The 12,195-nt window shown below is 42.7% G+C and carries 8 protein-coding genes; 3 read left to right on the forward strand and 5 right to left on the reverse strand.

Annotated elements, in window-relative coordinates:
* Positions 1 to 644 precede the first annotated feature (644 nt).
* Positions 645 to 1,454: a hypothetical protein gene (locus tag MHM99_RS15255; RefSeq protein WP_239220061.1), complete on the forward strand. Its 810-nt coding sequence runs from the start codon at positions 645 to 647 to the stop codon at positions 1,452 to 1,454.
* Between the two features lie 169 nt (positions 1,455 to 1,623).
* Here MHM99_RS15255 and MHM99_RS15260 read toward each other — a convergent pair whose 3' ends face one another.
* Genes MHM99_RS15260 through MHM99_RS15270 form a run of 3 tightly spaced genes read right to left on the reverse strand, consistent with a single transcriptional unit; the run spans position 1,624 to position 5,828 of the window.
* On the reverse strand, positions 1,624 to 3,135 hold the full coding sequence (locus tag MHM99_RS15260; protein ID WP_239220063.1) for a TolC family protein: 1,512 nt from the start codon (positions 3,133 to 3,135) through the stop codon (positions 1,624 to 1,626).
* Entirely contained in the window at positions 3,048 to 4,100 is a 1,053-nt protein-coding gene (locus tag MHM99_RS15265; protein ID WP_014977505.1) for an HlyD family efflux transporter periplasmic adaptor subunit, read from the reverse strand. Before MHM99_RS15265 ends, MHM99_RS15260 begins: the two co-directional genes overlap by 88 nt.
* Entirely contained in the window at positions 4,101 to 5,828 is a 1,728-nt protein-coding gene (locus tag MHM99_RS15270) for an ABC transporter ATP-binding protein (RefSeq protein ID WP_239220065.1), read from the reverse strand. It abuts the gene before it with no gap.
* 196 nt (positions 5,829 to 6,024) lie between these two features.
* Here MHM99_RS15270 and MHM99_RS15275 point away from each other — a divergent pair, with 196 nt between their 5' ends.
* Positions 6,025 to 6,915 carry a LysR family transcriptional regulator gene (locus MHM99_RS15275; protein WP_239220067.1) on the forward strand — a complete coding sequence of 297 codons (891 nt, stop codon included), beginning with the start codon at positions 6,025 to 6,027 and terminating at the stop codon, positions 6,913 to 6,915.
* A 46-nt stretch (positions 6,916 to 6,961) separates the two neighbouring features.
* Here MHM99_RS15275 and MHM99_RS15280 read toward each other — a convergent pair whose 3' ends face one another.
* Positions 6,962 to 7,636, reverse strand: a complete 675-nt coding sequence (locus MHM99_RS15280; protein WP_014977507.1) for a YkgJ family cysteine cluster protein — start codon at positions 7,634 to 7,636, stop codon at positions 6,962 to 6,964.
* 500 nt (positions 7,637 to 8,136) lie between these two features.
* Positions 8,137 to 10,491: an Ig-like domain-containing protein gene (locus tag MHM99_RS15285; RefSeq protein ID WP_239220069.1), complete on the reverse strand. Its 2,355-nt coding sequence runs from the start codon at positions 10,489 to 10,491 to the stop codon at positions 8,137 to 8,139.
* Between the two features lie 214 nt (positions 10,492 to 10,705).
* On the opposite strand from MHM99_RS15285, the gene MHM99_RS15290 reads away from it, so the two are divergent.
* Entirely contained in the window at positions 10,706 to 12,112 is a 1,407-nt protein-coding gene (locus MHM99_RS15290; RefSeq protein WP_014977509.1) for a mannose-1-phosphate guanylyltransferase/mannose-6-phosphate isomerase, read from the forward strand.
* The last annotated feature ends 83 nt before the right edge of the window (positions 12,113 to 12,195 follow it).

A 12,195-nucleotide genomic window follows, 5' to 3' on the forward strand; every position in this document is an offset into this window, starting at 1 on the left:
CTCTTCAATTAAATATATCGAAATATGAATCGTCGTTGTGACACTCTTAACGAGTGCCCACACAGATTGTCTTGTCTAAATTTTTAAAGAACATTCACTTGAAGCCGCTGCTTCTTAGTGACTCACCCTGTTCGAGTGAGGTGCGCATTATACGCTGGAAGTTTTCGCTGTCAACACTTTTTGAAAATTTATTTTCTGAAGCGTTTCTTCTAAACTCCCGTCTTTACTGGCCTACAAAGGTAGTAGAGACTTACTTCAGGAGGCTTGCTATTTTGCTTTTCCCCCCGAAGCGGATGCGCATTTTAGGGAAATGAGCGCTCACGTCAACACTTATTTTGAAAAAGTTGAAAAAACTGAACTAACCGTCTATTTTTCGCTCAAATGTGATAATTAGTAGACAATATGGACTAATTACTAATAGGATAGGAATTCAGATCCTATAAAGTAGTAGTTCTTAAAGTAGTATTTGATCCTGCCGTTATTATATTAATGCTTAATATTAGCGATAGAAATTAAGGCTTGCGTAAAGGAATACGTATAAGAATGTATATAAGCGTAAATGACCTATGCTTTGTGTTCTTTATAAATGTATTAATACTGGTGGTGTCAGAAATTGACTACGCAATAATTATAAAGGTGGGTTTATGTTACAAACTCTTACACTGCTGTCTGCGGCAATACTAGCAACTCATGTTAGTCATACAGCAATGGCACAAGAATTATCCGCAAATGATGTTGCTCAGCCACCTGCGTCAGCGAATGTAGAAAGTGCTGACGAGTCAAATCATTTTCAAACCGCCTTCTTAAGACGTCAAGTAAACCAAACTATGTCGGTTGGCCGAGCAATCAGTTCAATCGCTGGTCATTATCCGCAAGAGATTGTGTCTATTGTGGATATTGCTTTAGATACCTATCCAGACAAATACAGAGAGATCATTTTTGCTGCTATCTCTGCACAACCTGCGTCTACTGAAGAGATTGTACAGCTGGCTATTGAGAAAGAAGTAAGTAGCTGCCCTAACATTGTTCAGTTAGCGATAAAAGCAGAGCCGACTTATGTCGACTTTGTTGTGCAGGCTGCTGCGGTTTCAACACCTGAAGAGCTAGATGAGATTGTACGCGTTGCCGTGCTTACTCAACCTGACGCAGCAGACAGTATTGTTCAGACATTATCGCAAGAACATCCAAATAAGATTGTCGATATCATGACAAGCGCATTGAATGCTGTTCCTTTTGTTGGTGAGTATGTAGTGGATGCGCTTCTGGCCGTGTTTCCTAACGAAGCAGAAACGGTAGTTGAAACGGCGGTGAGAGAATCTGCCCAGCAGCGTGAACAAGTAATGCGTATTTTAAATACTGCGCAACACGCGGGTGTATCTCAGGATAAGTTAAAAGAATACGCTATGTCTGCCGGACTAAGCGAAGACGACTTTAATAGTGCACTGGGCAATTAACCCCCTACTAAATTGATTTTAAAAAAAACGGCGTATTGATTTACTCAATACGCCGTTTTTGTTTATAGCTGTACTAGTATCTTCAACCCTTACCTGCTTTTTAACAACAAGCAGCAAGCGATAGCAACCAAGCCTACTTCACAATTAAACTCGATGTTTTCAAAAAAGCTCAGTTGTTAAGGGAGTGCAACATAGCGGCTTCTTTATAAAGGGTTAGTTCTGCCTTTAGTAAGTCCACTTTCGCTTTTATCTCTTTTATTTGGGCCTTAATTTCATTTTGTGCGCGCGCATTTAACACGAACATATCACTGTCACCTGCATCGAAACGTGTTTTTTCTACTTTAGAAAGGGTTTTCGCTAGCGCCGCATTTTCACTTTGAAGAGCAACAATGTCTTTCGCCTGCCCCCAATAAACTAGCGCTTGTTCAAAACGCTGAGTTATCGCTTGCTCAGTAGAGGTTAGCTTGTGCTCTAGCTCTCTTTGCTTTGACTGTAATTGGGCTTGTTCAGCTTTCGCCTTCCTGTTTCCTAAAGGGTAGGAAAACGACAGTCCTACTTTTGTTTCGGTACCGTCCAAATTTGACGGACCAGAACCTATATCTCTTGCAACCGATGCTTTTAAATCTAACTTCGGCAATAACGCGTTACTAGCCAGCGCAGCCTTGTTATTTACCACCTGCTGTTCTAATTTCATCACATCAAGTTCAGGGTGATTACGAAGGGCATTGCGAAGAGTCATAAGCTGACCGTTACCAACCCAGAAAGGCCAGTTGATATCTTTAGGCGGGTTCGCTTCATCTACTATCAACATATCTCCCTTAGGTGAACGCCAATAATAAGAAAGCATTTGAGCATGTGCGTCTCGCTTTTGCTTAAGCTCGGCAAGCAAAAGGCGCTGTTGCAAAATGTTGGCTTTAAATTCTGTCAGCACAACATTGGCTAAATCTCCTTTCTCTACGCGGGTCACCAACGCTCTTTCACGTTGTGTTGCGGTGTTAAGCAACTCTGTAACGGCATTGACCTGCAATGCGCTTTCGTACCACGCAACATATTCACTAACCCCTTTGTAAACAAAGTCATTAATTAAACTTGTCGCTAACGCTTGCCATTGTGAAGTAGCTAGCCCTGCATTGGCTAACTCCGTTCTACGCTTATCCAGTTCTCTGTTTTTAAGTAGGGAGATGGCAATGCCCACACTAGCCTCGCCGCCAGACAAGGTTTCGTAATCGGCTTCGTACACTGGAAAATCACCGTCTGATATACGATACTCGGTATAAACTGAGCCATTAAAGTCTTCGAACGGATTAGAAAAGCGCTGCGTTAAATTAGTACCATCGTAATATCCGCTAACGCGGCTACTGGTTTTCTGCTCTATAAACGGATCAAAACTGCTTCTTGCTATTTCTAACTCGGCGGCAGCTTGATAGTTTCCTTCATTTATCGCCATAACGTAGGGATGATAGTTCACCATACTCTGGATAAGTGCATCGATTGATGGTGCTTGCCTAGTATTTTTGTTTTGCGCTGCTGCATCAGAAACATGAGTGCTAATAACCGCAACAGTTGCAAGCATTGCCAATGTAAACCTTCGAATTACCATATTGATGCCCCAGCCCCCTTGGCTCCACCGGTAGTAGGCTCTTGCGTTGGCAATGGCGGGAAGTTGTTCAACTGTCGCCACATCTCGTAACCTAGACGCACCTCTTCTAATAGCACCCACGCTTTAACCCGGCTACCCAAACGCGCAGAACTTTCAGCCGGCCAAGGAATATCAGACTCGTCAGGTCTAATCCACACGTTAAAATCGCCAGTAGCATTAGCAACAGGCTCTACATACACAACTTCACCACCAAAGGTACCTATTGCACTACCCGGCCATCCACTAAACTGAAAAACGGGCCAGCCATCAAACTGCAAACGCGCCTTTGCACCAGGCTTAACCAGCGGTGCGTCTAACCCTCTCACGGTAACGCGAACGCTGCGTTTTGCATCTGCTGGAATAAACTGCCCAAGAATATCGCCCGACTTTACGAACGTAGACACACCGCCTGATAGCAACCGAACAACCGTACCATCAACGGGTGCATATTTAGTTTGCGTCGATTGGCGAGATAAAATCATGCTTACTTCATTAATTTCCGAAACAGAGGCGGCAGCTTTTGCTCGCAGTTCCTGCACTTTTATCTCGGCCTGTTCTACTTCTTTGCGTGAAACCAGCCCTTGCTCTTGCAGAGACTGTTGACGCGCCAGGTTGTTCTCAGCATTTCTTACTGCTGTTTCATTAGCTTGATTCTTTAAGTTCGCTGCTGAAAGCTGAGATCGCAGCTTCTCAAGTCGCTGCGCATCAATATCGATTAACGTAACGATTGGCTCGCCGGCTTTTATTTGTTGGCCTTCCCTTACGTGCCACTGCTTTACTTGTCCATCAACTAACGCATTTATCGGTTGGGTTCTGTCTTTAGGATCGAGCGAGTCGACCATACCGGTGCCATAAGCCGTTTGGATCCATGGTGTGAAATACAAAATTAATCCAGCTGCCAACACCAAGAAGATGATAACTCCGGTAATTACACGATGAAGCTTTGGCACTTTCAATGAAGGCAATGAAGTGATGTTATCTAAAAAGCGACGTTCTGCGTGATTCACTTACTCACCCTCCTTATTGTTCTTTGAAGCCGTGCTGCTCTCACTTGCGTTAGTAGCACTAATCGGTGACTCACCATTTGAATACTCATTTAACATTGCCGTTGCGTTATCGTGCAGATGCAACACACCTTCGAAACAATCTGGCAGTGGCATATTGGTAAAATACATGACGGTAAAATCATATTTACTTAAGCGTCTTAGAAGTCGCGCCCTCAACTCTACCGGTATTGCGTCGAAGTGCTGATTCAAAATGAGCAGCTTAGGTTTACCAATAATTGCGGCGGCAAGTTTAAGCAACAAAAACTCCAATGGCTGCAGCGGTGCCCCTAATACGGATACTTTAGTCTGCAAACCCGCTGGTAAGCTATCTATCACTTTGGTCATTTCTACTTCCTCAAGCGCAGCGCGAATATCCGCGATGGTTGCCTGAGGATGTGCCAACTTTAAGTAGCGCTCTACAGAAACTTCGATAATTAAAGAACGATCTAGAATGGTGACGGCCTGCCGTAACTCATGGGTGTCGTAATCGTTTAGACTAAGCTCTCCTAACAAGATGTCGCCCGATTTAACGCGGTCATATTGCTTCAGCAATCCTAGCAGTTGCTTCTGCACCCAACTTTTATCAGTAGTAACAAAATACTTAGTGCCAGGTTCGAAGATAACATTGAGGTGGCACGCATCATTACCATGTTTAAGTTCAACATCGTTAAACACCAATTTAGAAGAAGCTGGTATATGTTCCGAGGTATTGAGCTCTTCCTGCGGCATGGCAAGAGCGCCACCCAGCTTCTCGGCAGCGCCATATAACTCATAGTAAAGTTTTAAATATTGGGTAAAGCGAGACAACCCAAAGAAAACAGCAGACATCACAAGCTCAGCAGCCACTAGCTGACCAATAGAAAGCTCGCCTTGTACAACCAGAACACCACCGATACCAAGTAGCGAAGCACTCGCCACGGCATACATCAATAGAAACATAACCACCTGCGAAAAGGTGTAGTGAAAGTGGCTTTTGTGCTTTTTCACATAGTTACTGATATAACCTTCGGTGCTGCGCCCTGCGTATTCAACATGATCAGCTGACTTAAAGAATTCGTGAGCAATTGCAATATCGTGTAGCCACTTTGCAGAATCGTATTTCGCGTTAGACAATTCAATAGCCGTGCGCTTAGCACCACGCCCCCAAATTTTCCAAACCGCATACATGGTAAGTAAAAGCACCACATTAAACGCGAAAAGCGCTGGGTGGTAGAATGATACTAGAGTGAAACCTACCAGCATCTGTAGTACTAGCGCGAAACCATCAATCATTAAAGACGGCATATTCTTTTGAAAAGTCATTATGTCGAAGTAGCGCTGTGTAATGCTAACGTTTTGTCGACCTTCAAAAAAACTGTGGGGCGCGAGAATAGTTTTTAGCCCTAAGTCTGCGGTGAGGCGGGCGTAAACTTTACGCTCGTAGAACTCCATCACTCGCATACGAAGCGCGCTAAATACGCCAGATATAAATAAAGTAAGAAATAGAATGACGGCCAATATGATAACTGCCCGAGTTGAACCGATATTGGCGATACTGTTAATCAGCGTTTGAACCGCTATAGGTACGGCAAGGGTCATTAAACTAATTGCTACACCGTATGCGATAGCAACCCAAAAAAAGCCAGCTTCTGGTTTCAATAGCGAAAATAAGGTCTTTCGCGTTTTACGTAAATCAATTGGTTTAGCCATAGTTATGTCTTCAATATACCGCTAGCTTAAAAATCAGTGACGCGCTGCTTCTAATCGTACAAAAACAACGCTAGATAGTGTATTGCAATAGTTAGTTAGAATAAATCTGTTATATTCTTAATAGTTCATCGAAAAAAATGGGGTCAGAGTACATTTCTTACCCTAATACCTTAATAACCGAGTAGCTTGTTGAAGTATGCATCACCTAAACTACCATCATTTATATTATTTCTATCTTGTTGCCCGTGAGGGTAGCATTGCGAAAGCCGCTAAATTACTCCACGTTACCCCGCAAACCGTAAGCGGGCAACTAAGCACCTTCGAAAATCAGCTAGGTTATTCTCTCTTTGATAGAATAAATAAACGCCTATACCTAAACGCGAGAGGTAAAGTAAGTTATCAGTATGCCAGCGAAATATTTCATAAAGGTAATCAACTAGCTGAAATACTTAACAATAGCGATGAAGTGAATACGAAAGAATTTGTGATAGGTATTACTAATGGTATTCCAAAAGTGCTTTTTTACGACTTTGTGCATGCCACCATGCGTAGGTATTCACAGGTTAAATACGTGATAAAAGAGGATAGCTTCGACGGTTTGTTGAAAGAGCTCGCCATTAACGCAATCGATTTCATTCTAGCAGACAGAGGCATAGCCCCTGGTACACAAATAAGCGCCAATAGTTTTTTCTTAGGCGAAAGTTCGTTGAGCTTCTTTTCTAAATCCCCCCTGGGTGAAGGGTTACAATTCCCAGACTGTTTAAACCAAATGCCACTGCTTATTCAAGGTAACACTTCAGGAATACGTCACGCGCTCACAAGCTGGCTTGAGACAGAACAGCTTTACCCCAAAATTGTTGCTGAATTCGATGATACAGCGTTGCTGAAGTTATTCGGCAGCGAGGACTTCGGCGTATTCTGCGCACCTTCTGCTATTTCTAAGCATGTAGAGGAGCAGTATGGCGTGCACTGTATTGGTAACGCAAATACGCTTAACGAAAGATACTACGCCATTACCGGTAAAAGCCGTGCCGACTACACGATAAGTAAGGCAATCGTAGAAGCCGCTCGCGGAATTCTAGCCTAGTGCACTAAATGGTGGGGTCAGAGTACATTTTCTGCCCCCACTTAATTTAAGCAGCAACACCACCATCTATATCTTGAGCATAAAAACTCAGTGTTAGAATTTTTTCTAACACAAAACGTAGTGCGTCATTTATAGGCATAAGTCTTTCCCCCAATTCATAATCTAATTGAGCAAGTTTTTGTCTGCCTTCTGCGATCATTGGCGGCTTTGTCGATGTAACTCGAACCTCACTATTTGCGGCAATATCATCCACTAATCGCTTTTCAAAGATATCTAAATGCTGAGGCTGTATAGCAATCAGCGCGGCCGCATACTTCTCTGGTACAGCTTGCTTAATTGGTTTACACACCGAAAGTGTGGCTTCGCCAGATTTGGTTTTATAACCTGCTGCACCGAACATACGGCAAATGCCAGGTCGGTATTCGTAAATTCCGCAGTAGCCTTCTTTACCGTCCAAACTTAAGCGTTGATATTGTTTACAGGCGAAGCCGCTGTAGCTGTCTAGCTCGTCAAACGCCTGTTCAGCCCGTCCTGTATCAAACAGATGAAGTGCTAAAGGCAGCATCTCCAATGGCGACACTTCAATGTCGGGGTTATTGCAACATGCACCACATTTCTCAACACAGTTTAGTGACTGGCTAGATTGATATGCACTGAATTCTTGGGAAAGAGATTGGTAAACATCCATCACTTGGCTGGACAGCTCACGCAGCCTATTCATAACGACTCCGCTAATAAAAGCAAACTAAAACAAATACATGTTCATGCTGGTGTAATGTAATAGGTAGCATGAACTCAACATTCTGATTATTGATTTTGGTAACCAAATTGACAGATCGTACTGGAGGAAGAAATGTACTCTGACCCCAATATTTTAAAGCATGCTTCTTCCCCGCCGGGTGTGCGTAAGCTTGAGGCTTAATGGCAGGGGTTGAATTGGTGCGGATTCTATTTTGGATTTTGGGATTTGGGAAGTTTTTTTGTGAAAGCTCTTTGATGATAAGAGCAATACAGCGATGTGGACACAGTAGGTATAACAGATATGTATGGCTTGTAGTAAAAAAATTTTGGTCGATACCCGTTTTTAATATGGTGGATGAACACTTTCCTGCGTACGGGATAAAATTAATTAACGCATTAACAGAATGGTTCTGTGGGTATTTTGGTGATAAATATACGTTGGCGCTAGCTCTGATAAACTAGCGCCATAACTTTTTTGAACTATCGCGTTATTAATTCCGAAGTATACGACAGCGAGATGTCAGGCGCATTTAAATTGCCTAAATCTGTATTTTCCCAAAATTCAGGATATTGTTCTTCTAGGTTTATTGTAAATGTAAAACTTAAACGAGGAAGAATGTTAAACACAGTGTCTTCGTTAAAATCATCTGCGTAATCAACTTTGTTGGACTGCATTTCAAGTATTGTAACAACACCTTCTTGCTTTGAGCCCAGTAATTTCCAAGTGTATTCTCTGTTGAAAGTAAACGCGTTACTTTCGCGTAACCCAATGATGTTGACCTCGTTGTCGTCTGCGGTCCATTGGAAGTTATAAAGTTCACGATCTCCTACAAAGTATGGCTCTTCCATATGGGAATAAATTCTCCCAGCCGTACCGTCCGCGTAAAAGTAATAAGCAAATAAGTCTTCAGGTAACGGTACACCATCTACGAAAAGTACTTCATTGTAAGAAGACATCCAAACATTAGGTAATGAGCTCTCTATGCTGAAGTCTTCGGCCAACTCATAGTCTATGGCGTGCATATCGCCAGTGTATTTAATCGCTACGCCATCATTGTCAAATTCATAAAGCGCCAGCACGAAATTATTCTGCGCTTTAAAGGGCGTAACTGTGAAAGACATATCTTCCAATTCAATGTCTATAACACCATCATTTAGCTGCCATGTTCCTTGCACATCAAAAACAAGAGACGTAAAGGTATTATCATCTTTAAATGTGAACTGGTCGTTCAAAATACCAACTTCAGTACGCTCATCTTCATTTAAGTAGTCTTTGTCATACGTATAACTTCCCTGATAAGCAAATACCCAAGGTGATGCAAGCAGGTCTTCCTCGGTTACGGTAAACGTAGATGCTGTGGTGTCGGTATACTTAACGTCGCTGGTAGTTTCGTAGGTGGTAGTAAAAGTTGGTTTATCTTGTATGTCATCCATCGGTGTGATGGAAAGCTCAGTGGTAGTTGTTAACACAGCAAGTGCGTGACCGCCGGATTGTGTTAGCAATTCTATACGCTCGCCCACTGTGGTTCGCTCTGTTTTCCAATACTCAATGCCATATTCATGAACATAACTAAGAATCTCCGAAGCTGTTTCTTCATCAAATCGATCATAGATTTCTTCGTCAAGAAACACAAAATAAGCTATGAGTGATTCATCAAGCTCATCAATAACTAAGTTTCCGTCTACAACACTCCAGTTAAATTCATCTGAATAAATATTAAATGCATTTTCCGCAGACGTTTTTGCGCCGCTACCGTCCGCGTTGAACGTATACGCTGTCATGCCCTTGCCAGCTTGCTGTTCTGAATGGTAGTAAGTCGCAAAAACCGCACCCGCAATGTCGGCATTTACGAAATTTTGCTGTAACGATTCATCTTCGAGAGTTTCTGCTCGGGCAGCATTAATTGCTTCCACATAAGCCTCGTCATAAGTACCGTCATCGTTTAACAGTCCCATGCTATCAACATACTTTCGGATGGTGCTTAGCGCATCGACTAGGCTTCCAGTAAAAAACGACAAGGTGCTCATACCTTCAGGAACCGAGAACTCGCTATTATCAGCAAGAACTTTTATGAAGCTGGCCAATCCTAAAACCTTTTCGAAGTCCACTTCACTTGCAAACGTATCGAAGCTTCCCTCGCCGCCGTTCTCTTTATACTCCGAATAAAGTACATCCATAGCCGTACTTAAATGAGTTATTTTGCCTGCAGGAAATAGATCGCTGTTAAGTTCATCAGTATTATTTTCGATGCTAAGGTTACGCATTGTAGTGAAGTCACCGACTCGTGATGATAGCGTTACATGGGCTTGTTCTTCCGTGCCCACTGCATTAAGAATTAAATCGCCGGGCGCAGCACTTACAGTAATAGGAAGTGTGAATCGACCATCCGCACCGGCCTGCACGGAAGCAATTACATTTCCACCTGCATCGAGCGCGCTCACCTCTGCATTCGATAAAGGCGCATCGGTTGCAATACTCGAAATAGAAATAGACTGTTGGTTCGTGATTGTAATCGTTGAACTTACTGTGTTTTCACCGTCAGTTACATCGTATGAAAAACTGACTTCGCCCATCGCCAACGCTGTAGGTGTGTACACTATCTCATTATTGATGATAGCGGCTTCACCAACATCTGGCACTCCAACTGCCGATATAGTTAAAGCATCGCCGTCAGGATCGGTATCATTCGCAAGTACATCAATAGATACTGCGTCACCATTGAGTGTAACCGCGGAGTCTGCGACAAGCACTGGTAGTTGGTTGTTGTCGTCGGAACCGCCACAGGCAGCAAGAAGAGTTGAACTAACGGCAATAGCAATAATGCTTTTGTTCATTTTGAACGTCCTTGTATTTAGAGTTATTTACTATGAGGCTTCGAATTTATCTGGCTGAATATAACCTATTGTTAAGCAATAATTAAGATAACTACTAGAAAATTAAATGCTCTTTTTTTTGGCTAACGATTAAAGGCACGTCGAAATATTTTTATCTCGCCCATAACTCAGTATACTGGATGCATAAAATGTATTTGAAAACTAGGGAATTCAAATGAAGCCAGTCATTCTTGCAGGTGGTACCGGAAGCCGCTTATGGCCAAAGTCTCGCGCCGCTTTACCAAAACAGTTCCTGTCTCTTACTTCTGACAAAACGATGATTCAAGACACTGTACTGAGACTCAATGGCATAGAGTCTTTGCCACCTTCTATTATCTGTAACGAAGAACATCGTTTCCTTGTTGCCGAGCAAATGCGACAAATAAGTGTCGATAACAGCGACATTCTTTTAGAGCCAGTTGGTCGCAATACCGCTCCTGCTATTGCACTTGCTGCATTTCAAGCTTGCGAAAACGGGGATGATCCTGTTCTTTTGGTATTAGCCGCCGATCACTTAATAAAAGATAGCGATACGTTTCGTACCAAAATTAAAGAAGCCCAGGCTCTAGCTGAACAAGATAAGTTAGTTACTTTCGGTATTGTCCCCACTCAGCCTCATACTGGTTACGGCTATATAAAAGCCGGAAACAAGCTGAATATTGGCTTCGATGTAAGTGAATTTGTTGAAAAGCCAGATATGCCTACCGCAACACAATACGTAAGTTCAGGTGAGTATTTTTGGAATAGCGGCATGTTTATGTTTAAAGCCAGTGCATTTTTAAAGGCGCTGGAAGTGCACGCACCTGACATATATTCGGTATGTAAAAAGGCGATTGAAAAAACCGAAAAAGATCTCGACTTTGTTCGTGTAGACAAAGACATTTTTGCTTCATGCCCAAGTGATTCTATCGATTATGCAGTGATGGAAAAAACTTCCGAAGCCGCGATGGTAACACTAGATGCAGGTTGGTCTGATGTAGGCAGTTGGTCGTCTCTCTGGGAGACGGGAGAAAAGGACGCAAATGGCAATGTAACTACTGGCGACACCTTATTAGAAGGCACCAACAACAGCTATGTGAATGCCGAGCACAGCCTCGTTGCAGTTATTGGCCTTGAAGACGTAGTTGTAGTTGAGACCAAAGATGCTGTTATGGTGGCGAATAAGAAAAACGCAGAACACATCAAAACCGTTGTGAACCGTTTGAAAGCTGAAAAGCGCCCTGAATTTGAGTTTCACCGCGAAGTTTTCAGACCTTGGGGAAGTTACGATTCAATAGACAATGGTGGACGTTTTAAAGTTAAGCGTATTACCGTGAAGCCAGGCGAAAAACTATCAGTTCAAATGCATCATCATAGAGCTGAACACTGGGTTGTAGTATCGGGAACAGCTAATGTGACAATAGGCGATGAAACGCAAATGCTAACGGAAAATGAGTCTGTTTATATTCCTATTGGGGCAGTTCATGCATTAGAAAACCCAGGAAAAATTCCACTAGAACTAATTGAAGTACAATCTGGAGCTTATCTTGGGGAAGATGACATTGTTCGCTTTTCTGACAGGTATGGACGGTCTGATAAATAAATGCAGTGTAAGGCAGTTTGTCTAACTAAGAAAAGCCAGGTTATGAACCTGGCTTTTTTAATTTACGTGGAAAAATGTACTCT

It is taken from the genome of Alteromonas sp. MmMcT2-2 (genome assembly GCF_022348305.1).
Lineage (GTDB): Bacteria > Pseudomonadota > Gammaproteobacteria > Enterobacterales > Alteromonadaceae > Alteromonas > Alteromonas macleodii.

Excerpts from the sequence above, each read along its gene's own strand:
- MHM99_RS15285 (WP_239220069.1), bottom strand. The coding sequence starts at position 10,491 with ATGAACAAAAGCATTATTGCTATTGCCGTTAGTTCAACTCTTCTTGCT.
- MHM99_RS15290 (WP_014977509.1), top strand. The coding sequence starts at position 10,706 with ATGAAGCCAGTCATTCTTGCAGGTGGTACCGGAAGCCGCTTATGGCCA.
- MHM99_RS15270 (WP_239220065.1), bottom strand. The coding sequence starts at position 5,828 with ATGGCTAAACCAATTGATTTACGTAAAACGCGAAAGACCTTATTTTCG.
- MHM99_RS15280 (WP_014977507.1), bottom strand. The coding sequence starts at position 7,636 with ATGAATAGGCTGCGTGAGCTGTCCAGCCAAGTGATGGATGTTTACCAA.
- MHM99_RS15275 (WP_239220067.1), top strand. The coding sequence starts at position 6,025 with ATGCATCACCTAAACTACCATCATTTATATTATTTCTATCTTGTTGCC.
- MHM99_RS15255 (WP_239220061.1), top strand. The coding sequence starts at position 645 with ATGTTACAAACTCTTACACTGCTGTCTGCGGCAATACTAGCAACTCAT.